The 21,287-nt window shown below is 71.9% G+C and carries 23 protein-coding genes; 17 read left to right on the top strand and 6 right to left on the bottom strand.

All coding sequences use genetic code 11. From position 1 onward, the window contains the following. Positions 1-43: 43 nt before the first annotated feature. The gene (locus KME79_RS07880; RefSeq protein ID WP_219543873.1) at positions 44-841 is read right to left on the bottom strand and encodes a hypothetical protein; all 798 of its coding nucleotides are present in this window, start codon (positions 839-841) and stop codon (positions 44-46) included. A 369-nt stretch (positions 842-1,210) separates the two neighbouring features. Here KME79_RS07880 and KME79_RS07875 point away from each other — a divergent pair, with 369 nt between their 5' ends. The 5 genes from KME79_RS07875 (at position 1,211) to KME79_RS07855 (ending at position 4,199) form a co-directional block, all read left to right on the top strand. Beyond that, positions 1,211-1,402: a hypothetical protein gene (locus KME79_RS07875; protein ID WP_187280989.1), complete on the top strand. Its 192-nt coding sequence runs from the start codon at positions 1,211-1,213 to the stop codon at positions 1,400-1,402. A gap of 13 nt (positions 1,403-1,415) precedes the next feature. Continuing rightward, positions 1,416-1,592 carry a hypothetical protein gene (locus tag KME79_RS07870; RefSeq protein ID WP_219543872.1) on the top strand — a complete coding sequence of 59 codons (177 nt, stop codon included), beginning with the start codon at positions 1,416-1,418 and terminating at the stop codon, positions 1,590-1,592. A gap of 74 nt (positions 1,593-1,666) precedes the next feature. Continuing rightward, positions 1,667-2,866, top strand: coding sequence for a DUF5685 family protein (locus KME79_RS07865; RefSeq protein ID WP_219543871.1), 1,200 nt, complete (start codon positions 1,667-1,669; stop codon positions 2,864-2,866). 65 nt (positions 2,867-2,931) lie between these two features. Next, on the top strand, positions 2,932-3,531 hold the full coding sequence (locus tag KME79_RS07860; protein WP_187280986.1) for an NAD(P)-dependent oxidoreductase: 600 nt from the start codon (positions 2,932-2,934) through the stop codon (positions 3,529-3,531). Between the two features lie 248 nt (positions 3,532-3,779). Next, entirely contained in the window at positions 3,780-4,199 is a 420-nt protein-coding gene (locus KME79_RS07855; RefSeq protein WP_219543870.1) for a peptidase inhibitor family I36 protein, read from the top strand. Positions 4,200-4,272: 73 nt separating this feature from the next. Here KME79_RS07855 and KME79_RS07850 read toward each other — a convergent pair whose 3' ends face one another. From KME79_RS07850 to KME79_RS07830, 5 genes are all read right to left on the bottom strand, one after another. After that, positions 4,273-4,818 carry a 2,4'-dihydroxyacetophenone dioxygenase family protein gene (locus tag KME79_RS07850; RefSeq protein ID WP_148029722.1) on the bottom strand — a complete coding sequence of 182 codons (546 nt, stop codon included), beginning with the start codon at positions 4,816-4,818 and terminating at the stop codon, positions 4,273-4,275. 81 nt (positions 4,819-4,899) lie between these two features. Further along, positions 4,900-5,730: an IclR family transcriptional regulator gene (locus KME79_RS07845; RefSeq protein WP_219543869.1), complete on the bottom strand. Its 831-nt coding sequence runs from the start codon at positions 5,728-5,730 to the stop codon at positions 4,900-4,902. A gap of 40 nt (positions 5,731-5,770) precedes the next feature. Then, complete coding sequence (locus tag KME79_RS07840; protein ID WP_148029720.1) at positions 5,771-6,565, bottom strand: SDR family NAD(P)-dependent oxidoreductase; 795 nt, start codon at positions 6,563-6,565, stop codon at positions 5,771-5,773. Next, positions 6,555-7,601, bottom strand: coding sequence for a transketolase family protein (locus tag KME79_RS07835; RefSeq protein WP_219543868.1), 1,047 nt, complete (start codon positions 7,599-7,601; stop codon positions 6,555-6,557). The genes KME79_RS07840 and KME79_RS07835 overlap by 11 nt, the downstream gene beginning before the upstream one ends. Next, a complete protein-coding gene (locus tag KME79_RS07830; protein ID WP_219543867.1) occupies positions 7,598-8,458 on the bottom strand; it encodes a transketolase in 861 nt (286 codons plus the stop codon). Before KME79_RS07830 ends, KME79_RS07835 begins: the two co-directional genes overlap by 4 nt. 228 nt (positions 8,459-8,686) lie before the next feature. Between KME79_RS07830 and KME79_RS07825 the strand changes: the two genes are divergently transcribed. From KME79_RS07825 to KME79_RS07770, 12 genes are all read left to right on the top strand, one after another. Beyond that, a complete protein-coding gene (locus tag KME79_RS07825) occupies positions 8,687-9,706 on the top strand; it encodes a zinc-dependent alcohol dehydrogenase (RefSeq protein WP_219543866.1) in 1,020 nt (339 codons plus the stop codon). Next, a complete protein-coding gene (locus KME79_RS07820; RefSeq protein WP_219543865.1) occupies positions 9,703-10,797 on the top strand; it encodes an SDR family oxidoreductase in 1,095 nt (364 codons plus the stop codon). The genes KME79_RS07825 and KME79_RS07820 overlap by 4 nt, the downstream gene beginning before the upstream one ends. Before the next feature lie 140 nt (positions 10,798-10,937). Further along, entirely contained in the window at positions 10,938-11,945 is a 1,008-nt protein-coding gene (locus KME79_RS07815; protein WP_187280984.1) for a sugar ABC transporter substrate-binding protein, read from the top strand. Between the two features lie 51 nt (positions 11,946-11,996). Next, positions 11,997-13,589, top strand: a complete 1,593-nt coding sequence (locus KME79_RS07810) for a sugar ABC transporter ATP-binding protein (protein ID WP_219543864.1) — start codon at positions 11,997-11,999, stop codon at positions 13,587-13,589. A gap of 22 nt (positions 13,590-13,611) precedes the next feature. Then, positions 13,612-14,673 (top strand): ABC transporter permease, encoded by a 1,062-nt coding sequence (locus KME79_RS07805; RefSeq protein WP_219543863.1) that lies wholly within the window; start codon positions 13,612-13,614, stop codon positions 14,671-14,673. Then, positions 14,673-16,220 (top strand): FGGY-family carbohydrate kinase, encoded by a 1,548-nt coding sequence (locus tag KME79_RS07800; protein WP_219543862.1) that lies wholly within the window; start codon positions 14,673-14,675, stop codon positions 16,218-16,220. Before KME79_RS07805 ends, KME79_RS07800 begins: the two co-directional genes overlap by 1 nt. A 2-nt stretch (positions 16,221-16,222) precedes the next feature. After that, positions 16,223-17,158 (top strand): phosphotriesterase family protein, encoded by a 936-nt coding sequence (locus KME79_RS07795; RefSeq protein ID WP_219543861.1) that lies wholly within the window; start codon positions 16,223-16,225, stop codon positions 17,156-17,158. Continuing rightward, positions 17,155-17,814 carry an HAD family hydrolase gene (locus KME79_RS07790; protein ID WP_219543860.1) on the top strand — a complete coding sequence of 220 codons (660 nt, stop codon included), beginning with the start codon at positions 17,155-17,157 and terminating at the stop codon, positions 17,812-17,814. The genes KME79_RS07795 and KME79_RS07790 overlap by 4 nt, the downstream gene beginning before the upstream one ends. A gap of 9 nt (positions 17,815-17,823) precedes the next feature. Beyond that, positions 17,824-19,380, top strand: a complete 1,557-nt coding sequence (locus KME79_RS07785; protein WP_219543859.1) for an acyl--CoA ligase family protein — start codon at positions 17,824-17,826, stop codon at positions 19,378-19,380. Then, the gene (locus KME79_RS07780; RefSeq protein ID WP_219543858.1) at positions 19,377-20,114 is read left to right on the top strand and encodes an SDR family NAD(P)-dependent oxidoreductase; all 738 of its coding nucleotides are present in this window, start codon (positions 19,377-19,379) and stop codon (positions 20,112-20,114) included. Before KME79_RS07785 ends, KME79_RS07780 begins: the two co-directional genes overlap by 4 nt. A 53-nt stretch (positions 20,115-20,167) precedes the next feature. Then, positions 20,168-20,722 (top strand): GNAT family N-acetyltransferase, encoded by a 555-nt coding sequence (locus KME79_RS07775; protein WP_148029709.1) that lies wholly within the window; start codon positions 20,168-20,170, stop codon positions 20,720-20,722. 155 nt (positions 20,723-20,877) lie between these two features. Next, entirely contained in the window at positions 20,878-21,285 is a 408-nt protein-coding gene (locus KME79_RS07770; RefSeq protein ID WP_219543857.1) for a hypothetical protein, read from the top strand. Positions 21,286-21,287: the final 2 nt, after the last annotated feature.

Below are 21,287 nucleotides of genomic sequence, written 5' to 3'. Positions count from 1 at the left end.
ACGGCGTGCGGGCCGTGAGCGGAGGACCCCGGCGGCGGTCAGATCATCCGGGGCCGGGGCGGTGCTCGGTGGGCAGGGGCGCGGGAAGCAGCTTGCCGAACGGGACGGCGCGCATGGCGCGCAGGCGTTCGGCGGCGCGAAGGTGGCCGTGTCCCGCGGCGAGCCTGTAGTAGGCCCTGGCGATGTCGAGCTTGGACGGGCCCTCCTGCTCGTAGGCCCGGCCGTAGGCGAAGGCCAGATCCGCCGCCAGGTCGATCGGCGGCCGGTGACGGTCGAAGGCCTCGGCGCCGGGATGACGCCGCTGCACCGCGACGTAGGCCCAGTGCCGGGACTCCGCGACCTCGCCCAGCAGCGCCTTGATGATCGCCAGGCGGTAGGCGGGCTCGGAGTCGCCCTCGGCCGCCCGGCGGACCAGGTACGCGACCATCCTGGAGGTGCGCCGGTCGGCCTCCTCCGCGGGCGTCCGGTAGAGGTCGTACGTGCCGGTCGTGTGCGTGCGCGGCTCGTACGCGCCGGCGGCCTGCGCGCGGGGCTCCTTCCTGGCGGCGAGCCAGCGGGCCTGCCACTGCGGCACGGTGCCGAGGGGGGCCACCGGCAGGCCGGTCTGCTCGGCGTGGCGATGACAGACCGTGACGAAGGAGGAGACCAGCTCCCAGTCAGGGAGGCGTTCCCGCTTGCCGTTGAGTATGTCGCTGAGCGTGCTCGTGGGCAGTTCCTTGGGGATGCCCGGCGCGCGCGACAGCCGGTTCATCCGGCCATAGCTCGGCTGCCCGGCCGCTTCCCGCAGCTCTATGAGCTGGGCTATGAAGGCGTGGTGCTCGCCCTTATGCGTTTCAGTCATCGTCCTTGAAAGTGTCGAGCGGATCAGGTTGTCGCCATATTTGCAGAAAAAATCTCGCAGTTTGGACGGTTTTCCGATATCCATCTATTTCGGCATCAACGGCCACTTCCATTGATCTCCGGCGCAGCCGTACCAGGTGTGGTCCCGCTGGTCAGAGGGCCGCTGGGATCTTCTGCGGGGGCTGATTTCCGGATAAGTCCGGAACAAGCCGGACGACCTCGTACGATCGCGGAAGTTTGCCCCCGGGGACGCTTCGTTGTCGATCTCGTCCGGCTCTGTCCGGGCATGTTTGCACCACTGGCCGGCGCCTTTCCCGGAGCCACACCATGGGTCGCGTCCACCGCCGCCCTCCGGGAGGCCAGCGCCCCCATGCCGCTTCTCACGGCTCGCCCCTCAAGCATCACGTACCGCGCCGACGCTCCCTGCCCGGCGGACGAGCACCTGCTGGTCACCCTCCTGACGACCTGGGTGCTCGCGACCGGGCGCACACCTCCTGCCGTGCGCCCGGAAGAGATGACCCCCGAAGAGCTCATCGACTTCTGGGCCGACGACCGCGCCTGAAGAAAGAGGACCGATGTTCACCACCTGCCAGCTGCTCACGCTCACCGTGACGATCATGATCGCCGCGATCACCTGCGCGCTCTTCCTGGCCACCGGCGCGCCCTGGCCGGCCGCCCTGCTCGGCGGCGGCGGGGCGGGCGGGGCGACGCTGGTGGCCCTGCCCAAACTGCTGAACAGGCTCGACCCGTGACGCGTGAGAGATCCGCCTTTCCCGTGAGCTGTCCTGCTACGGTTTAGCCGCTCAATGGACACATAAGGGGATATATGTTCGGCATTGTCCGCCCATGCCGGCACGTCATGTGCGAGGGACTCTTCGCGGACTGGATGGGCCATCTGTGCGGGCTCTGCCTGGCGCTCCGTGACGAGCACGGGCACCTGTCCCGCCTGGTGACCAACTACGACGGCCTGCTCGTGTCCGTCCTCACCGAGGCCCAGTCCCCTGCATCAGCGCCGCGCCGGCGGGCGGGCGCGTGCGCGCTGCGCGGCTTCAAGGGCGCCGACGTGGTGGAGGCCGAAGGGGTGCGGCTGGCGGCCTCGGTGTCGCTGCTGCTGGCGGCGGGCAAGGTACGCGACCACGTGGCGGACGGGGACGGCGTGTACGCCCGCCGTCCGGTGGCCGCCGGAGCCACCCGGCTGGCGAGCCGCTGGTCCTCGGCGGGCACGGCCATGGCGGGCACGCTCGGGTTCGACCCGGGCCCGCTGACGGCGGCGGCCGGCCGTCAGGCTCTCCTGGAACGCGCGCCCGCCCGCGCCCTGCGGGAGCTGACCGGGCCCACCGAGGACGCCGTGGCCGCCGCCTTCGGGCACACGGCGGTGCTCACGGAGAAGCCGCACAACCGGGCGGCCCTGGAGGCGGCCGGGCGCGGGTTCGGCAGGCTGGCCCACCTGATCGACGCGGTGGAGGACCTGGCCGACGACAAAGCGTCCGGCGCGTACAACCCGCTCGCCGCCACCGGCACCGGCCTGCGGGAGGCCCGCCGCCACTGCGACGCCGCCCGCGCCGACGTCCGCGCGGCGGTCGGCGAACTGGACCTGCCGCGTCCCTCCTTGGCACGCGCTCTCCTGGTACGGGAGACCGGCCGAGCCGTCTCCCGAGCCTTCGCCGCCGCGGAGAGCCCTGAGGCGCGGCGCCACCATGCCGCGGACCACCATGCCGCGGACCACCACGCCGCGGACCACCACGCCGGGCGCGTGCCCGAGACGCCGCCCGGTGATCCCGGGGCGCCGCCGGACGGCCGGCCGCCGAGGCGGGATCCCGGAGGCTTGCTGTCCTCGTTGTGCGCCGCGCTGACCTGCTGCACGTGCGGGCTGTACCGGCCCGCGTGGGACGAGGAGCACGAGAGCTCCTGCTGCCAGCGCTTCGACTGCTCGGGCTGGGACGCCTGCGGCAATTGCAGCAACTGCGGCGAATGTTGCAACTGCTGCAACTGCTGCGGCGGAGACGGGTGCTCCTGCGACTGCTGATCTCCCGTAGGGAACTTGACACTGCATACTGCCCTATTGCATCTTGCAATATAGAAGGAGGCAGTATGAGACTGTTAGTGATCGGGGCGACGGGCCGTACCGGTGCGCACGTCCTGGAGCAGGGTGTCGCGCGCGGCCACGAGGTGACGGCGTTCACCCGGAAACCGGAGCTCCTGAAAGGGCGCGAGGGCCTGCGCGCCGTCGTGACCGGGGACGCGACCGACCTGCCCACCGTGCGCGAGGCCGTGGCGGGCCAGGACGCCGTCATCTCGGCGGTGGGCACGAGCGGCATCGCGAGGACGCTGATCGCCGCGATGCGCGAGACCGGCGTGCGCAGGGTGGTGATGACCAGCAGCCGCTCCATCCCCGCCACCCGCCCCCGCCTCGCCGTCGGCCTGGCCTGGCTGTTCTTCCGATCGGCCTATGTGGACCTGGCGCGGGCTGAGGGCATGCTGGAGGTCTCCGGCCTCGACTGGACGATCGTCCGCGCCACCATGCTGACCGGCAAACCCGCCAACGGCCGGCTGCACGTCGACTTCGAGGCCAACGCCACCGGCGGCGAGGCGACGCTGCCCCGCGCCGACTACGCGACGGCGCTCCTGGACGCGGCCGAGGACGACGCCATGATCGGCAGGACGCCGGGCGTGTGCGGCGCCCGGGCCTGAACCGGACCCGCGAAGCCCTCCACCGTCGTCATGGGGTGCACGTGTAGCCCACCGGCAGGGATGGCCGCCGCCGGTGCGGGTGGCCTGGAAGCCGAAGGACGTCTCGCCGCCCGGCGCGACAGTGGCGTTGTGCGCGGCGGGGCAGGCGGCGGCGTCGGCATGGACTGAAACTTGCACCCTTCCCTAACAAGATCGCGCCATGTATGGTCAAGCCGTTGCCGAAAGAAAGTTTCACCCACGGAGGATCGATGGGCAAGAAGCTTCACCTGCTGGCCGTTCCGATCGCGGCCGTCGCCATGGCCGCACTCACCAGCCTTCCCGCACAGGCCGCCGACGGCTACGACCGGTGCCAGCCGGGGAACTACTGCATGTTCTCCGGCCTCGACGGCACCGGTGACATCATCCAGATCACCGCCGACACCCCCGACCTCGCGGCGCTGGGCATGGCCAACCGCGCCAACTCCGACTGGAACCGTACGAGCTCCCTCGTCCACCTCTACTCCGGGGCGAACTACACCGGCTGCACGGCCGTGACCCGCGCCGGCTCCAAGGGCAACTTCTTCGCCACCTACCGCGAGTTCTTCGAGTCCGTCCGCATCGGCGGCCCCAACGGCCCGTCGTGCGGCACGCCGCCCGGCGAGGACTCCCCCACCGGCTCTACGAGATAACCGGCTCTACGAGATGACCGGCTCTTCGGGATGACGGCCGCGCCCCCGGCCGACGAACGGCCGGGGGCGTCGCTCAGCGGATGAAGCGGTCGACGTAGTCGGCGCCCAGCCCCACCTCGGCGTAGTGGCGGCGGGCGTTCTCGATCTTGGAGAAGACGTCCTCCACGCCGGTGGGGTTGCCGTCCGGGTCGACGTAGATGTACGCGCCCGTGACGTGGAACAGGGTCCGCATCTCCTCGACGCCCTCGGGGACTTCGAGGGTGTGGATGTCGCCCGGCGGCTCGAAGGCGTAGCTGCCCTCCTCGGCCCACCAGTCGTGCTCCAGGTAGTGCCAGCGGCCCCGGAGCGTCGTCGCGTGGACGGGGCCGGCGTGGCGGTGGCGCGACAGGATGCCGGACCTCCTGACCCGCAGGATGTTGACGAAGTAGCCCTGGGTCGCGCTGAGCAGGAGCGGCCTGAAGGTCACGTCGGGCGCCTGCGGCACCCAGAGGCGCTCGTCGCACTCGACGTCCAGCGCGCCGAGCTCGACGAGGTCGTCCACGGTGTTCGGCAGGAGCGGGCCGCGGTAGGGGATCGCGGCTTCGTCGCGGATCCTGCCGGCGTCCGGAGTGTCCGTCATGATGGTCGGTCCTTTCTCGATCGGCGCAGGCGGGAACGCCGCCGGTGCTCCCGTACGGGAGCCGGCGCCGGAAGGGTCGTGCTATCGGTGGTTGTCGGACGGCAGGGGCTTGCCCCACCAGGCGGCGGGCCGGGCCCAGCCCAGGTCTCGCGACGCCCGCTCGGCGGCCTCGACGGTGAGCTCGGCCAGCCGGTTGGCGGGGTCGAGTATGACGTCGCGCAGGCCGCTCACGGACAGGGCGCCCTCGAGCTCGTTGCGGAAGTTGAACACCGGGGCGCCGACGGCGGCGATGCCCGGGGTGACGTTCTGGTCGGAGACGGCGTAGCCGCGCTGGCGCGTGACCTTGACCTCTTCGTTGATCTCGGCCGCGGTGGGCCCGTCCTTCGAGCCGTTCTCCGCGAAATCGAGCAGCCACTCCCGATAGACGTCCTCGGGAGAGAACGCCAGGATCGCCATCGGCCCGGCGCCCAGGTGGAGCGGCATCGAGCCGCCCAGCTGCAGGGCCAGGCTCTGCACCCGGCGGCCGTCGAGGCGCTCCACGCAGACGGCGTCGAGACCGCGCCGGATGCACAGGAAGACCGTCTCGCCGCTCTCGTCGTGGAGGTGCTGCATGTGCGGCATGGCGGCACGGCGCGCGTCCATCCGGCGGACCGCGCCGGAGCCGAGACGGAACAGGTGCAGGCCGATCCCCCACTGACCGCGGGTGCCTGACTCGACCCAGCCGAGGGAGGCGAGGTTGCGCAGCAGCCGGTGGATGGTGCTGCGCGGCTCCCCCAGGGTCTCGGCGAGCTCCGCCGCGCTGACCCACTCGCGCTGGGCGAGGATCTCCAGGATGGCGGACGCCTTGTCGAGCAGGCCGACCGGCTCCCCGTCACTGGTGGAGGGGGTGCCTGGCGAAGCCTGTCCTCTCATGGAACAACCCTATCTTGGTGGTCGCGTGACAATAGTCGGATCAACGATCGGGAAAGTCGTCCTCCCGGTGGAAGGTCCCGTCGACCGTGATGCCTCCGTCGACGGGCAGCACCACCCCGGTGACGAACGCCGCCTGAGGGGAGACCAGGAAGGCCACGGCGTCCGCGACCTCCTCCGGCCTGCCGAACCTGCCCAGCGGGGTGCGCCGCAGCAGGGTCTCCTCGTCGAGGACGCCCATGACCAGCCCGGAGCGGAACATGTCCGTGTCCATGTAGCCCGGCGCCACCGCGTTCACCCGGATGCCGCGCCGGCCCCACTCGACCGCCAGCACCCGGGTGAGCCCCGAGACGCCGGTCTTGGCCGTGGTGTAAGCGAGCCGCAGCGGCAGGCCGAAGGTCGACCCCACCGACGCCAGGTTGACGATCGCGGCCCGGGGACTGCGCTCCAGCAGCGGGAAGGCCGCGCGGGAACAGCGCATGGCGCCGCCGAGGTGGACGTCGAGCTCCTTCATGAAGCCCTCGGTCGGGAAGCTCTCGGCCGCCGCCCGCGCGATCACGCCGGCGTTGTTGACCAGCGCGTCCAGCCGCCCGAAGCGGGAGCGCACCTCCTCCAGCAGCCGCCCGACGCTGTCGTCGTCGGTGACGTCGGCGTGCACCCCGACGGCCGTGCCGCCTTCCTTCGCCACCACGTCCGCAGCCGCGGCGGCGCCTTCGCCGTTCAGGTCGGCGATCACGAGGTCGAAGCCGTCCGCGGCCAGCTTGACCGCGATGGCGGCGCCCAGCCCGCGGGCGGCGCCGGTGACGAGGGCGACGGGCCGAGCCGTCTCAGCGGACATCGGAGGTCATCCTCCCCGACTTCAGGAACGCGCGGGCCTCTTCGGCGATGCCCGGCCCGTCGAGACGGTAGTGGCGGTAGAGATGGGTCGGCGGGCCGATGGGAGCGTACTCGTCGCGGATGCCGTGCCGCAGCAGGGGCACGCCGATCCCGCGGTCGGTGAGCGTCTCGGCGACCGCGCCGCCGAGCCCGCCGTAGACGTTGTGCTCCTCGACCGTCATCAGCCCGCGTGACCCCTGGGCGGCGGCCACGACCGCGGCCTCGTCCAGCGGCTTGATCGTGTGCAGGTCGATCACGCCGACGCTGTGGCCCTCGGCGCGCAGCTCCTCCGCCGCCAGCAGCGACGGATGCACCGTCGTGCCGGTGGCGATGATGGTGAGGTCGTCGCCCGTGGCGTGCACGATCGCCTGACCCGGCCGGATCCGCTCGTCGTCCGGCTCGTACACGATCGGCTCGCGGCCGCGGCCCATCCGGAAGTAGACCGGCAGCGGGTGGTCGGCGTACGCCTTCAGGAGCACGCCCATCGCCACGTGGTCGGCGGGCGCGACGACCGTCATGTTCGCGATCGTACGCATGATCGCGATGTCTTCCGTCGCGTGGTGCGAGGTGCCGTAGAAGCCGAAGGTGATGCCGGAGTGGTGGCCGATGAGCCGGACCGGCTGCCGGGTGTAGGCGATGTCGGTGCGGATCTGCTCGCAGCACAGCAGGGCCAGGAACGAGGCGAAGCCGGTGACGTACGGCCGCAGCCCGGTGGTGGCCAGACCGGCGGCGACGGACACCGAGTTCTGCTCGCTCACCCCGAGCTGCAGGAACCGCTCGGGATGGCGCTCGTGGAACGCCCACAGGCCGTTGGAGAACGACAGGTCCGGCGTGAGCACGACGACCGGCTCGCCGTCGTCGACCAGGGCGCCCAGCTGCTCTCCGAGCGCGAGCAGGCCCGGCGACTTGAGCAGCATGCTGGGGATGTGCCAGGAGCCCTCCGCGAGCGGCTGCCCATCGGCTCCGCGCGGGACGAGGCTGTCGGTGTTCAGGTTCACTTCTCGTCCTTCAGTTCCCGGATGACCGCGGCCTCGTCCTGCTCGGCGAGCCAGCCCAGATGCCAGCCGAAGTCGCGCTCCATGAAGCCGACGCCCTTGCCCTTGACGGTGTGCGCGATGACGGCCGTGGGCTTGGCCGGCGCGCCGTCGCGGAGCCGCAGCAGGGTGTCGAGCAGCGCCGGCACGTCGTGGCCGTCGACCTCCACGACGTCCCAGCCGAAGGCCCGCCAGCGGTCGGCGAGCGGCTCGATCGTGATGATGTCGTCGACCTTGCCGTCGAGGCAGTAGCCGTTGCGGTCGACGATCGCGACCAGGTTGCCCACGCCGTAGTGACCGGCCGCCGCGGCGGCCTCCCAGATCTGGCCCTCGTGCAGCTCGCCGTCGCCGAGCAGGGCGTAGACGTTGAAGTCACGCCCGGTCATCCGGGCGCCCAGCGCCATGCCGAGCCCGACGGAGAGGTTGTGGCCGAGCGAGCCCGAGCTGAAGTCGCAGCCCGGGACCTTGGTCATGTCCGGGTGGTCGCCGAGCGGGTTGCCGAGGCGCGTGTAGCCGTCGAGCAGCTCGGGGTCGAAGAACCCGTGGTCGGCCAGGATCGGGTAGAGCCCGACGGCGGCATGGCCCTTGCCCATGACGAAACGGTCGCGATCCGGCCACTGAGGGTCTCCGTGGCGCAGGCGCAGCACCCCGTAGTACAAGGTCGCGAGGATCTCCGCGCACGAGAACGTCGACGAGTAGTGACCCGTCTTCGCGATCGAGATCAGGCGGACGGTCTCGAGGCGGACGAACTGGGCGCGCTCGCGGATCCGCTCGACCACCTCCGATGAGGTCGTGAGGGACGCGCCTTCACTTGCGGGCATGCAGTCGATTCCTTTTCATGAGGTCAGACCATCGGCGGCCTAGCCATCCAGAGCTGCCTGGTCCCACTATGAACGATGTACAAGACTCAGTCAATGACACATACTCTCAAGCTGTGAGAGCAGACAACAACTCTGTCTCATTCAACGAATGTGTGTCCTACTCATTGACATCGCCCGTTCTGGTTGCCACGCTGCTCGTCATCGCCCCGACCCAACGGAAGGAACGCCATGGAGGCGCTGGTCTACGCCGGTCCCGGCGCGGTCGAGATCCGCGACGTGCCCGAGCCCGAGCCGGGTCCGGGCGAGGTCCTCGTGGAAGTCGGTCACGTCGGCGTCTGCGGGACCGATCACCTCCTGGTCCGCGGCGGCCTGGCACGGGTCCGGCCGGGGGTGGTGATCGGTCACGAGATGGCCGGGCGCGCCGTCGGCGGCGACCTCGGCCGGGCGGGGCTCCGGCCCGGCGACCCGGTCGCCGTCGAGCCGCTCATCAGCTGCGGGACCTGCCGCACCTGCCGCCGCGGGCACCGGCACATCTGCGAGGCGCTCGGGCTCTACGGCATCGACCGCGACGGCGGCGCGGCGAGCCACGTGGTGGTCGCGGCCGACCGCCTGCACCGGCTGCCGGACGGCGTCCCGCCGCGGGTCGCGGCGCTCGCCGAGCCGCTCTCGGTGGCGGTCCACATGGTCTCCCGCGCCGGCGTGGCGGTCGGCGACGTCGTCATGATCTTCGGCGGCGGGCCCATCGGCGCGCTCCTGGGCCTCGTCGCCCGGCTGTCCGGCGCCTCCGCCGTGCTGGTGGCCGAGCCGCGCGCGGACCGGCGGGAGCTGCTGGCGGAGCTCGGCATGACCGTCACCGACCCGCTCGGCGCCGACGTGGCCTCCTGGTGCGAGAGCCGCGCGCCCGGCGGGGTGGACGTGAGCTTCGAGGTGTCGGGGGCCGACTCCTCCTACGCGGCCGCGGCCGAGGTCACCAGGCCCCGCGGCACCGTCCTGGTGGGCGCGCTCACCGACCGGCCGGCCCGGGTGCCCATGTCCCAGGTGATGCTCAAGGAGCAGACGCTGGTGGGCTCCCGCGTCTACACCGGCGACCACATGGCCCGCGCCGTCAACCTCATGGGGACGGCGGGGCTGCCTCTCGAAGCGCTGGTCAGCGACGTGGTGCCGGTGCGCGAGGCGCCCGGCCGCGTCTTCGGCGACGGGCCCGCGGGGCTGATGAAGACCCTGATCGCGGCGGGGGACGCGTCATGACCGTCCTGGTGGCGGGCGCCTCTGGCGTCATCGGCCAGGCCGCGGTCGAACGCTTCCTGGCCGACGGGACCGACGTCGTCGCCCTGTCGCGGCGGCCTCCCGACGTGGCTCCCCACCCCCGGCTCCGGCACGTCGCCGTGGACCTGACGGACGCAGCCGCGTGCCGGGACGTCCTGGGGCGGCTGGCCGGCGTGACGCACGTCGTCTACGCGGCGCTGTTCGAGAAGCCTGGGCTCGTGGCCGGGTGGCTGCAGGAAGACCAGATGCGCACCAACCTGGCCATGCTCACGAACCTCGTCGAAGCGCTGGTCGGCGCGCCCCGGCCGGTCCTGCGCCACGTCAGCCTCATGCAGGGCGCCAAGGCGTACGGCGGCCACGTCCACCCGCCCCGCCGGATCCCGTCACGCGAGCGGGAGCCGCGCGACCCCCATCCGAACTTCTACTGGCTGCAGGAGGACTACCTCAGGCAGGCGGCCGACCGGCACGGCTTCGACCTCACGATCTTCCGCCCCCAGATGCTGGTCGGCGGAGCCACCGGCTCGGCGATGAACGTGGTCCCCGTCATCGGCGTCTACGCGGCGCTCTGCGCGAGACTCGGCCTCCCGTTCGGCTTCCCCGGCGGGCGGTCCTACGTCTGGGAGGCGGTCGACGCGCGGATCGTGGCCGCGGCGCTGTCGTGGGCCCGCTCGTCGCCCGCCGCCCGGGGAGAGACCTTCAACATCACGAACGGCGACGTCTTCGAGTGGCGGGACCTGTGGCCCGCCATCGCGGCGGAGCTCGGCATGGAGCCGGCGGCCGACACACCCCGGGCGCTCGCGGACTTCCTGCCCCGGCACGAGCACGTGTGGAAGGAGATCGTGCGGGAGCACGGGCTGCGCCCGACGCCCCTGCCGGCCTTACTCGGCGAGTCCCACCACTACGCGGACAAGTGCTTCGCGTACGGGTCGGAGAAGCCGATGCCGCCGAAGTTCCTGAGCACCGTCAAGCTGCGCCGGGCGGGCTTCCACGACTGCCTCGACACCGAGGAGTCGTTCCGGTACTGGCTCGCCCACCTGCGCAAACGCCATATCTTGCCCTATATACACCCTTGAAATCTCATTCCCACTCTGATGTCATATGTCCACTGAGTTGGACAAACGGCTCCAGCAAACGGCCCACGTCCCGCTTAGCGCTACGTCGGGATCGAATGCGACGGCATCTCTTCGTACGACGCCATAAGACAGGAGAAGACGTGATCGCACAGTCGGCCCGTCGGTTCAGCAGGATCCGCGCGCTCGCCGCCATGGGCGCCCTGGCGGCCGTGGTCGCCGCATGCGGGTCCAGCCCTTCCACCGACCAGGCGGGCACGCCCGCGGAGGGCGACCCGTTCAAGGTGGGCATCGTCGCCCTCGACGCGACGCAGATCACCGCGCTCAACGAGCGCACCGCCGCCCAGAAGAAGATGAAGAGCATCGGCTGGGAGACCACGGAGATCAACTCCGACGGCGACCCCGCCAAGGCCATCTCCGCGATGCAGAACCTCGTGCAGAGCGGCGTGAACGCCATCATCGTGCAGACCTACACCCCCGACCAGCTGTCCGCCGGCCTCGCGGCCGCGAAGGCGGCCGACATCCCGGTCTTCTCGACCGCGGGCGGGCTGGCCGGCGGCGGAGAGGCCGGCGCGGTCGAGCTCGTCGCGGCGGCCAACGTCAACGACGAGGTGATCGCGGCGATCAAGGACAAGCCGAAGGTCGAGCTGCTCCAGCTGCGCTACACCCCCGGCGCCCCGTGCCGGTCCAGGGCCGAGGACCTCGACGCCAAGCTCGAAGGGCTGTCCAACGTCAACGTCACCCGCCAGGAAGTGAAGATCCCCGGCGGCGAGCAGTCGGCCCAGGAGGCCACCTCCGCCTGGCTGCAGGCGCACCCCGACGACGGGCAGACGACCTTCATGATCTGGCCGTGCTTCTCCGAGGCCGCCATCGGCGCGGTGTCCGCCGAGAAGCAGGCCGGCCGCGGCCCCTACCCGCTCTACACCTGGGACATCTCCAAGCCCGCGATCCAGGCCATCCAGGACGGCTACGCGACCGGCGTGCTGTGGATCCAGGTCGACAAGGCCGGCGAGCAGATCGTGGAAATGATCAAGGAGTGGCGTGACGCGGGCGGCTCGTGGCAGCCCAAGGACGTCACCGCGCCCAGCGTCCTGCTGACCAAGGACAACATCGAGCAGACGCTCCAGGAGAACCCGGATCTCCTCAGCTAGCGGTACCGGGACCCACCACCAAGGCCTGACGAGGGAGGCGAGTCATACGTGATGGCGACAGGGCATCCGGCCGCGCGGGCGGCCGGAGACGATCCGGCGCCCCTGCTGTCGGTGCGGGGCGCGGTGAAGAACTACGGCCTCGTCCAGGCCTTGCGCGGTGCCGACCTCACCGTCGGGCGCGGGGAGGTGCACGGGCTGCTCGGCGCCAACGGCGCCGGGAAGTCCACCCTGGTGAAGATCCTCGCCGGCCTCGCCAAGCCGGACGAGGGAGACTTCGCCATCGACGGCGCCCCGTTCCGCCCCGGCAGCATCCGCGAGGCGGCGGCGGCCGGCGTGCGCCTGGCCCACCAGGAGCTCGCCATCGTCCCGGCGCTCAGCGTGCGCCAGAACCTCCACCTCGGCCGCTACCTCCATCCCGAGCTGGCCGGCGCCAAGGAACGCGAGCGCGCGTACACGGAGCTGTTCGAGGAATGGGGGCTGGACATCTCGCTGGACGCCGTCATGCGCGAGCTGTCCCCCGCCCACCAGGCGACCGTGGCGCTGGCCAAGACGCTGGTCGGCAGCGGACGCCTGCTCATCCTCGACGAGCCGACCGCCTCGCTCGGCCCGAAGGAGGTGAGCGGGCTGTTCTCCATCATCCGCCGCCGCGTCGAGGCCGGCGCGGGCGTCATCTTCGTGAGTCACCGGCTGGGCGAGGTCAGCCGGCTGTGCGACGCCATCACCGTGCTGCGCAACGGCCAGCGGGTGCACGACGGCCCGATGGAGGGCGTCGACGAGCACGCGCTCGCCGATCTCATCGCCCACGACGCGGGCGGTGACCGGCGCCGCGCCGAACGCACCACGACGGCCCCGGCCGCCTCGGTCAAGAAGAGCGCGAGCCCTGACGGGCCGCTGCTCTCGGTCAGCGGTCTCCGGCTGCAGAACCGCGTGGACGACGTCTCGTTCGAGGTGAACCCCGGCGAGATCGTCGGCATCGCGGGCCTCGTCGGCGCCGGCCGGACCGAGGTGCTGGAGGCGCTGGTCGGGCTCCGCCGGGTCGTGTCCGGCGAGATCAGCCTCGGCGGCCGGGCCTACCAGCCCCGCGACCCGGCCAGGGCGCTGAAGCAGGGCGTCGTCCTGGTGCCGGAGGAACGCCTGGCCCAGGCGATCTTCACCCAGCGGGACATCGTGTTCAACTTCTCCAGCTCCCGTTTCCGCACGCTGGGCGGCGGACCGGGAGGCATCCTGAGCAGGCGGTCCCGCTACCGGGAGTCGGCCCAGCGGCTCGCCGAGTCGCTGCGGCTCAAGGCGCGGTCGCTGAACGACTCGATCATGTCGCTCAGCGGCGGCAACCAGCAGAAGGTGGTGCTCGGCCGGGCGACCGTCGACGGGCTGCGCCTGCTCCTGCTGGACGAGCCCACCCGGGGCGTGGACGTCGGCGCCCGTTACGACTTCCAGCAGATGGTGCGCGGCCTCGCCGACCAGGGCGTCGGCGTCGTCTACGTCTCCTCCGAGCTGGCCGAGCTGGAGTACTGCGACCGCATCGTGGTCATGGTCGAGGGCCGCGCCACGGTGCAGTTCGACAACGGCGACGGTTTCGACGAGGACGAGCTGACCCGCCTCTGCTTCCTGCGCGCCGGCGCGGCCGCCGCCGAGCAGGCATAGAAAGACGATCCAGGAGAGTTCCATGAACACCGTCCGTCACACCGCGGCTGGCCAGCAGCCCGCCGCGCCGCCACCTGGCTCGCATCAGGCTGAGCAGGCGGGCGCGAGCTCGATGACGCTGAAGGCCGTCAAGTTCCTCGGCCGTTACGGCACGCTGCTCGTCCTCATCCTGCTCGTCGTCGTCTTCTCCTTCCTGGACGGCAGCCGCTTCCTGTCGTTCACCAACTTCCAGAACATCCTCCTGCAGTCGACGATCTCGGTCGTGATCGCGCTCGGCCTCACGGTGGTCCTGGTGGTGGGCGAGTTCGACCTGAGCATCGGCTACACGGCCAGCCTCGCCGGCGTGCTCACGGCGGGCCTGTACGCGGGCTCCGCCGGGGGCAAACTCGGCGCCATCGGGCTGGTCATCGCCGTGGGGGCACTGGTCGGCCTGGTGAACGGCCTCATCGTGACCAAACTGGGCGTCAACGCGCTGGTCGGCACCTTGGGCATAGGCAGCGTCGTCATGGGCGCCACCTACATCGTCACCGCCGGCGTGCCGCAGAGCCTGGACGCCTCCGGGATGGACCTGATCCAGGTCTACCTGGGCAAGCTCGGCCCGATCCCGTGGCCGATCGTCATCCTCTTCGCGGTCGCCGGCATCCTCTGGCTGCTGCTCAACCGCACCTCGCTCGGCCTGGAGTGGCAGGCCGTCGGCGGCAACAGGACCGCCGCCGAGCTGAGCGGCATCCGCGTGCACCGGGTGGTCATCTTCGCGTTCGTCGTGTGCGGCGTCCTCGCCGCCGCCGGCGGCGTGCTGATCACCGCGAACGTCGGCAGCGGGCAGATCGCGGGCGGCCAGGGCTACCTGCTGTCCTCGTTCGCGGCGGCCTTCCTCGGCTCCGCGTGCCTGCGCGACGGCGAGTTCCACGTCGTCGGCACCGTGATCGGCGTGGTCACCGTGGCCGTCGGCTTCAACGGCATGGCGATCCACGGCGTGTCCACGTCCGCGCAGTTCATCTTCCAGGGTCTGCTGCTCATCGCGGCCGTCGGCATGAGCACCAGCGCCCGGCGCATGGTGTCCGGAAGGAGAGCAGGCCACTGATGAGCGTTCCCGAAGGCCGCAGGCTGATCGTCGGCATCGACAAGGGGACCACCGTCACCAAGGCGGCGGTCTTCGACGAGACCGGCAACGAGCTGGCCCGCGCGGCCCGCTTCATCGAGGTGCTCAGCCCTCGGCGGGGCTGGCACGAGGAAGATCCCGCGGTGAGCCTGCGCAGCACGATGGACGCCGTGGCCGAGGCGGTCGCCGCGCTGCCCGGCCGCGCCTCCGACATCGCCGCAGTGAGCGTGTCCGGTCACATGACCGGCGCCTGGCTGCTCGACGAGACCGGCCGGCCGGTGCGCAACGCGATCGCCTGGCCGGACGCGCGCACGCTGGACACGCTGACGGCTTTCGAGGCGAGCCCGCCGTACGAGGAGTACCTCGACATCTCGGCCACCAGCGCGCTGCCCGGCATGACGATGCTCCTGCTCGGGCATCTGGCCAGGCACGAGCCGGACGTGATCGCCAGGACCCGCTACTTCGCCTGCGCCAAGGACTACGTCCAGTCGTTCCTGACCGGCCGCGTCGTCACCGACCCGACCGACGTGTCCCTGATGCCCGGCGACATCGCCACGGGCCGGATCTCGCCGCGGCTCATGGAGCTGGTCGGGGCGGAGGCGTTCCTCTCCCGGGCGCCGGAGGTGCGCCCGTCCGGGGAGATCATCGGTACGGTCACCCGCGAGGCGTCGCTGGCCACCGGCATCCCCGAGGGCACGCCGGTCGCCAACGGACTCGGCGACGCCGTCTCCGCCATGCTCGGCACCGGGGTCGTCATGCCCGGCCAGGCCGTCTCCGTCCTGGGCACGAGCTGGCTGAACCAGATGGTCAACCGCTACCTGGACGACGACCTGCGCGGGGTCGGCTGGGTGTACCCGTCGCCCGACGGCGAGCACTGGATCCGGTGCCTGGCCCACACCGCGGGCGCGGGCACGTTCGACTGGGCCGTGCGCACGTTCTGCCGCGACCTCGCCGGCGGCGCCGCGTCCGACTTCGCCGCCGTCGAGGCCGAGGCGCTGGCGTCGGAGGAGGCCGGCCACGGCCTCACGTTCCTGCCGTACCTCTCTCCCGCCGGCGTCCAGGCGCCCTTCAAGGACGGGAACGTGCGCGGGGTGATGCTCGGCCTGGAGCACGGGACGACCCGCGGCGACATCCTCCGCGCCGTCTACGAGGGCCAGGTGTATGCCGCCATGGACTGCTACCGGCGGCAGGGCGACGACCTGAGCCTGCTCAGGCTGACCGGCGGCGGCGCGCGCAGCCGGGTCTGGAGGCAGACCTTCAGCAACGCGCTCCAGGTGCCGGTCGAGCTGGTGACCACCAGCGAGTCGGCCGCGCTCGGCGTCGCCATCCTCGCGTCCGTGAACGTCGGGATCTGGAAGGACCTGGAGACCGCGGTGTCGGAGATGGTCCGCACCGTCGGCCGGGTCGAGCCCGACCCCCGCCTGGCCGAGCCCCACCAGGAGGCGTTCGACCGCTTCCTCCGCGCGCAGGCGGCGGCGCGCGAGCTGTTCGCCGGCTTCGGCCGCGCAGGCAACCAAGGAAAGGACTGATCGTGTACACCGCAGAACCGGCAGGGCTGGTCCGCACGGTGCTCGGTGACGTGTCACCCGAGTCCCTGGGAGCGATGCTCGTCCACGAGCACCTGCTGACGGCGCCGCCGGCCTACGCCGTCCACCGGGATCCCGACCTGGAGTTCGGCACCGCGGAGGGCGCCGCCGAAGAGGTCTCCGACTTCGTCGAGGCCGGCGGCGGCGGGCTGGTCGAGCTCACCACGGTCGACTACGGCCGCGACGTCACGGCCGCGCTGTCCGCCGCCAGGGCCACCGGCGCCCACATCGTCCAGGGCACCGGCCTGCAGAAGGGCATCTACTACCCGGCCGGCACGTCCAGGCGGACCAGCGAGGAGCTGGCCGCCGGCTTCGTCGCCGACATCCTGACGGGGTTCGGCCCGGAGAACACCCGGGCCGGCGCCATCAAGGCCGGGACCTGCTCCACCGAGGAGATGTGGGACGTCGAGCGCAAGGTCCTCACGGCGGCGGCCATCGCCGCCAAGGAGACCGGGGCGCCGATCCTGACCCACACCCAGGCGGGCCGCCTGGGCCACGAGCAGCTCGACGTCTTCGAGGCCGCCGGGCTCGACCTGGGTCAGGTGTGCGTCGGCCACCTCGACCGCAACCTCGAAGCCGACTACCTCCTCTCGCTGGCCCGCCGCGGCGCCTGGCTCGGGCTCGACCAGTGGACCAAGGACAAGTACGGCCACGACACCGACCGGGCCGCGATGGTCCGGCGCCTCGTGGACGCCGGCCACACCCGGGTGATGGTGTCCGGCGACCTCGGCCGCGGCTCCTACCAGCGCGCCTACGGCGGATCGCCGGGGCTCGGCCCCTGCCTCGACGCCATCAGGAAGGCCCTGGGCGACGAGCTGGCCGAGCTGGCCCTGGTCGCCAACCCGGCCGGGTTCCTCGCCTTCAGGGAGGTCACGCGATGACGCGGGCGGTGCTCTTCGACCTCGACGGGACGCTCGTCGACTCCCGTCCCGCGATCCTGGACTGCTACCGGGCGGCGCTCGCGCCCGTCCCCCAGGGCTGGGAGTCCCTGCTGGAGCTCGGTCTCGGCCGGGTGATGCGCTGGCGGATGCGCGAGGTGATGGCCGAGGTCGCGGGCGAGCGCGCCCCCGAGTGCGTGTCCCGGTACGAGCGCCACTACCTGGAGGACGGCCACCGGAAGGTCGTCCTCTACCAGGGGGCGGCCGACATGCTCGACGCGCTGCGCGGGCAGGGGCTGCGGCTCGGCATCGTGACGAACAAGGGCCGGGAGCGGACCGAGCACGACCTGCGCCACGTGCACGGCGCGCGTGACCTGCTGCCGCTGTTCGACGTGGTGGTCACCACCGAGGACACCGTCGAGCGCAAGCCGTCGCCCGAGCCGATCCTGCACGGGCTGCGCCGCGCCGGGTGGACGGCCGGCGACTGCGCCTACGTGGGCGACGGCCCGCACGACGCCGAGGCGGCCATCGCCGCCGGGACCGCGTTCGTCGGCGCCGGCTGGGGCTACTACCCGGATGAGCTCGCGTCGGCCCGGCCCGCGCTGGCCGTCGCCGCCGCCCCGGGTGATCTCGCCGGACTCCTGCCCGGCGGCCGGTGAGCGACCGTCATGGCGTCGTTCACGTTCACCCCGCTCACGCCGTCCGCCTTCCTGGAGCGGTCCGGGGCCGTCTTCCGCGACCGGATCGCGGTGATCGACGGCGCCAGGCGGCTCACGTACGGTGAGTTCCTCGATCGGGCGCGGCGGCTCACCGGGGCGCTGGCGGATCTCGGCGTCGAGCCCGGCGACCGGGTGGCGGCGCTCTGCGTCAACAGCCACGTGATGCTGGAGCTGCACAACGGGGTGCCGATGCGCGGCGCGGTGCTGGTGCCGCTCAACATCCGGCTGTCGGCCGGGGAGCTGGCGCACATCGTCGAACACTCCGGCGCGCGCGTCCTGGTCGCCACGGACGAGCTGGCCGGGCGGGCCCGTGAGGTCGCCGCCGCGACCGGGGTCAGGCTCGTCCTGGCGGGCGGTCCCGGTGACGAGTACGAAGAGCTGCTCGCCGCCGCCGAGCCCCGCCTCGCGGCCTGCGAGGACGAGCGCGGGCTGCTGGCGATCAACTACACGAGCGGCACCACGGGGCGCCCGAAGGGGGTCATGTACCACCACCGGGGCGCCTACCTGCAGACGCTGGCCATGGCGTTCCACGCCGGGCTCGGCCCCGCCAGCGCCTACCTGTGGACGCTGCCCATGTTCCACTGCGACGGCTGGTGCTTCACCTGGGCCGTCACCGCGGCCGGCGGCACCCACGTCTGCCTGCGGGCCGTGGACCCGGCCGAGATCTGGCGGCTGCTGCGCGAGGAGGACGTCTCCCATTTCAGCGCCGCGCCGACCGTACTCACCATGATCGCGAACGCGCCCGAGGCGCGGGCGGGCGCCCCGCTCGGCCGGACCGTGCGCGTGCAGACGGGCGGCGCGCCGCCGACCCCGGCCCTGCTCGCCCGCATGGCCGGGCTGAGCATGGAGGTCACCCATCTGTACGGGCTCACCGAGACGTTCGGACCGGTGGCCGTCAACCAGTGGCAGCCGCAGTGGGACGCCCTCCCGTCCGGCGGGCAGGCCGAGCTCAAGGCCCGACAGGGCGTGGGCAACGTGATCGCGGAACAGGTGCGCGTCGTGGACGGGTCCGGCGCGGACGTGCCGGCCGACGGCGGGACGGTGGGCGAGATCGTGGTCCGCGGCAACGACGTGATGCTCGGCTACTACCGCGACGAGCAGGCCACCGCCGAGGTGGACGCCGGCGGCTGGCTGCGCACCGGGGACCTGGCCGTGCGGCACCCCGACGGCTATCTGGAGATCCGCGACCGGTCCAAGGACATCATCATCTCCGGCGGCGAGAACATCGCCTCCGTCGAGGTGGAGCGGGTCCTCGACGGTCACCCGTCCGTGCTGGAGTCGGCCGTGGTCGGCGTGCCCGACGAGAAGTGGGGCCAGGTGCCCGTGGCCTTCGTCGCGCTCCGGCCGGAGGCGCCCCCGGTGACCGAGGACGACGTCATCGCGTACGTCCGCGAACGGATCGCCCGCTTCAAGGCGCCCAGGAAGGTGGTCTTCGGGGAGTTGCCCAAGACCTCGACGGGGAAGATCCAGAAGAACGTCCTCCGCGCGACCGGGGAGCACCCATGAGTAGGCCAGCGGCGCTGGTGACCGGCGCCTCCCGGGGCATCGGCCTCGCCATCGCCGAGCGCCTCGCCGCCGCCGGGCATGACCTGACCGTCTGCGCCCGGGGTGGCGACGCGCTCTCCGCCGCGGCCGCCAGGCTCGCCGCGCTCGGGGCGGCCGTCCGCGCCGAGCCCGCGGACATGGCGGCCGAGGACGACGTGCGGCGGCTCGCCAGGGCGCACGAGGACGCGTACGGGCGGCTCGACGTGCTGGTGGTGGCGGCGGGGGTCGGCACGGCGGGGCCGGTGGACACCGCGCCCCTGCACCGGTTCGACAAGCAGTTCGCCGTCAACGTCCGGGCCCCGTACACGCTGGTGCAGGCGCTGCTGCCGACGCTCAGGGCGACCGCGGCGGCACGGCCGGACCACGGCGTGAAGATCATCATGCTGTCGTCGCTCACCGGGGCCTTCCCCGAGCCCGGCCTGGCGGCGTACGGGGCTTCGAAGGCGGCGCTCATCTCGCTGTGCCGGTCGCTGAACGCGGAGCTCTCCGCCGACGGCGTCACGGCCACCGCCATCTGCCCCGGTTACGTCGACACCGACATGTCCGCGTGGGTGCACGACCGGATCGACCCCGCCGACATGATCCGCACGGCGGACGTCGCCGAGCTGGCGATGAGCCTGACGCGGCTCTCCTCCAGGGCCGTCGTGTCGGAGCTGGTGGTCACCAGGCCCGGAGGGCAGCTCCACCGGGCCTGAAAGGATCACGCCTATGAGAGGATTTCTCCGGTTATAAGGGCATGGAGGGCGAAATGTTCGCAGTTTCCTTGGGTGACGGCGCGGAACTGCGGCCGCTGGAGCCCTGGCACGCCGGGGAGTTCCTGAGCCACATCGACCGGGGCCGGGAGTTCATCGGGCGGTACGTCGGGCTCCCAGACTCCGTCACGGACCTGGAGTCCAGCCTGGCGTTCCTGCGGGCGTACGCGGAGAAGGCCGCCTCCGACACCGGGCGGGTCTACGGCATCTGGGTGGACGGCGAGCTGGCCGGCGGCGTCCTGTTCAGGACGATGGACGTCCCGAAGGGCACCGCCGAGGCCGGCTGCTGGCTGGAGCCGTCGGCGGCCGGCCGGGGCCTGGTGACCAAGGCGGTGCGGGCGATCATCGACTGGGCCGTCGAGGAGCGCGGCATCCACCGCGTGGAGTGGGTGGTCTCGTCGGAGAACGCGGCCAGCATCGCCGTCGCCCGGCGGCTCGGCATGACCAAGGACGGCGTGCTGCGCGAGAGCTACCCCTACCGCGGCCGGCGGCACGACATGGAGGTCTGGTCAGTGCTGGCGCCGGAGTGGCGGGCCGGCCGGAGCGACTGATCGGCCCCGGTGGCGACGCCCTGTCCGGGATCGGCGCGGAAGTGGATCGATTCCGTTCGAGTCCGTCCGCGCCCCTGTTGGACACCTCGGCCGGGCGGCTTCTCTGGTTCCCGTCCAGCGGAACGGCCGCCGGACACCGAGGGAGGAATCCAGAGATGAACACCCGTACCCGCACCGCGTCCTCCGCCGCCAAGGGGCTCCTCGCGGGAGCGATGCTCCTGACGGGGCTGCTCGCCGGGACCCCCGCCGCGCACGCCGACCACCAGTCGTGCAGCAACCGGACCGACGTCCCCGGGGTCTGCCTGAAAGTGGTGAACGAGGGGGTGCGCGTCACCTACGCCGAGGCCTACCACGACGGCCGCACCGGCGCCTGGACCGGGCACATCGACCTGCATCGCGAAGGCCGGCACACGATCCAGCGGGGCGACCACACCCCGCCCCAGGCGGCGATCTGGAGCGGGGTGGACGACTACACCGCCGGGTCGAGGATCTGCGCGCAGGGCTGGGAGAAGGTCGGATCCGGCTGGCGTCCCAAGGGCCGCACCTGCTTCGAAGTGCGCTGATC

The organism is Nonomuraea harbinensis, assembly GCF_019396385.1.
GTDB classification, from domain to species: Bacteria; Actinomycetota; Actinomycetes; order Streptosporangiales; family Streptosporangiaceae; genus Nonomuraea; species Nonomuraea ferruginea.
Note: the sequence above shows the minus strand (reverse complement) of the source record. Positions and strands in the feature narration are given on the sequence as shown.

What these genes read in the sequence shown, in the direction of transcription:
- KME79_RS07880 (WP_219543873.1), bottom strand. Translation starts at nt 841, where the DNA reads ATGACTGAAACGCATAAGGGCGAGCACCACGCCTTCATAGCCCAGCTC.
- KME79_RS07875 (WP_187280989.1), top strand. Translation starts at nt 1,211, where the DNA reads ATGCCGCTTCTCACGGCTCGCCCCTCAAGCATCACGTACCGCGCCGAC.
- KME79_RS07870 (WP_219543872.1), top strand. Translation starts at nt 1,416, where the DNA reads ATGTTCACCACCTGCCAGCTGCTCACGCTCACCGTGACGATCATGATC.
- KME79_RS07865 (WP_219543871.1), top strand. Translation starts at nt 1,667, where the DNA reads ATGTTCGGCATTGTCCGCCCATGCCGGCACGTCATGTGCGAGGGACTC.
- KME79_RS07860 (WP_187280986.1), top strand. Translation starts at nt 2,932, where the DNA reads ATGAGACTGTTAGTGATCGGGGCGACGGGCCGTACCGGTGCGCACGTC.
- KME79_RS07855 (WP_219543870.1), top strand. Translation starts at nt 3,780, where the DNA reads ATGGGCAAGAAGCTTCACCTGCTGGCCGTTCCGATCGCGGCCGTCGCC.
- KME79_RS07850 (WP_148029722.1), bottom strand. Translation starts at nt 4,818, where the DNA reads ATGACGGACACTCCGGACGCCGGCAGGATCCGCGACGAAGCCGCGATC.
- KME79_RS07845 (WP_219543869.1), bottom strand. Translation starts at nt 5,730, where the DNA reads ATGAGAGGACAGGCTTCGCCAGGCACCCCCTCCACCAGTGACGGGGAG.
- KME79_RS07840 (WP_148029720.1), bottom strand. Translation starts at nt 6,565, where the DNA reads ATGTCCGCTGAGACGGCTCGGCCCGTCGCCCTCGTCACCGGCGCCGCC.
- KME79_RS07830 (WP_219543867.1), bottom strand. Translation starts at nt 8,458, where the DNA reads ATGCCCGCAAGTGAAGGCGCGTCCCTCACGACCTCATCGGAGGTGGTC.
- KME79_RS07825 (WP_219543866.1), top strand. Translation starts at nt 8,687, where the DNA reads ATGGAGGCGCTGGTCTACGCCGGTCCCGGCGCGGTCGAGATCCGCGAC.
- KME79_RS07820 (WP_219543865.1), top strand. Translation starts at nt 9,703, where the DNA reads ATGACCGTCCTGGTGGCGGGCGCCTCTGGCGTCATCGGCCAGGCCGCG.
- KME79_RS07810 (WP_219543864.1), top strand. Translation starts at nt 11,997, where the DNA reads ATGGCGACAGGGCATCCGGCCGCGCGGGCGGCCGGAGACGATCCGGCG.
- KME79_RS07805 (WP_219543863.1), top strand. Translation starts at nt 13,612, where the DNA reads ATGAACACCGTCCGTCACACCGCGGCTGGCCAGCAGCCCGCCGCGCCG.
- KME79_RS07800 (WP_219543862.1), top strand. Translation starts at nt 14,673, where the DNA reads ATGAGCGTTCCCGAAGGCCGCAGGCTGATCGTCGGCATCGACAAGGGG.
- KME79_RS07790 (WP_219543860.1), top strand. Translation starts at nt 17,155, where the DNA reads ATGACGCGGGCGGTGCTCTTCGACCTCGACGGGACGCTCGTCGACTCC.
- KME79_RS07785 (WP_219543859.1), top strand. Translation starts at nt 17,824, where the DNA reads ATGGCGTCGTTCACGTTCACCCCGCTCACGCCGTCCGCCTTCCTGGAG.
- KME79_RS07780 (WP_219543858.1), top strand. Translation starts at nt 19,377, where the DNA reads ATGAGTAGGCCAGCGGCGCTGGTGACCGGCGCCTCCCGGGGCATCGGC.
- KME79_RS07775 (WP_148029709.1), top strand. Translation starts at nt 20,168, where the DNA reads ATGTTCGCAGTTTCCTTGGGTGACGGCGCGGAACTGCGGCCGCTGGAG.
- KME79_RS07770 (WP_219543857.1), top strand. Translation starts at nt 20,878, where the DNA reads ATGAACACCCGTACCCGCACCGCGTCCTCCGCCGCCAAGGGGCTCCTC.